The sequence below is a fragment of the Arsukibacterium sp. MJ3 genome, from assembly GCF_000987765.1.
In the GTDB taxonomy this organism is placed as follows: Bacteria; Pseudomonadota; Gammaproteobacteria; order Enterobacterales; family Alteromonadaceae; genus Alishewanella.
Genome location: NZ_LAHP01000194.1, coordinates 1 through 416, shown reverse-complemented (window position 1 = coordinate 416; position 416 = coordinate 1). Strand labels below are relative to the sequence as shown.

At 45.0% G+C, this 416-nt stretch carries 1 protein-coding gene; it reads left to right on the top strand.

All coding sequences use genetic code 11. The features are described 5' to 3' along the window. On the top strand, window positions 1–340 hold a 340-nt coding region (locus VT06_RS17465), incomplete at its 5' end, for a porin (RefSeq protein ID WP_046555609.1). Between the last annotated feature and the right edge of the window lie 76 nt (window positions 341–416).

The window sequence follows — 416 nt, the reverse complement described above, 5'->3', positions numbered from 1 at the left end:
TGATGGCACCAAGATTGGTGCTCGTACTTCGCTAGATCAATTTACCTTTGCTGCGGAGTATGAATTCCGTGGAACTGGTTTGGAAAATGCCGACATTCTGTTCCTCAGCACCACCTATAATGCGGGGCAGCGCAGCTATTCATTGAGTTATGGTGAATTCATGGATAACGGCATTCTGAATAATGATGGTGAGTATTTTGCATTAGGGTTTAAGCAAACGCTAAACCCGCGGGTAATGTTTCATGGTGGTTATCGGCAAACTCGCCGTGATTTAACGGGCACAGAACACCTTATTGGTGTTGGTGTGCGATTAATATGGCGCCATCGTAGCGATTTCTAAGCTGAGCATGTACCGAACTATGTAAAACCATGCACAACTAAGCACAACTAAGCACAATTAAGCGCAACGAAGCACA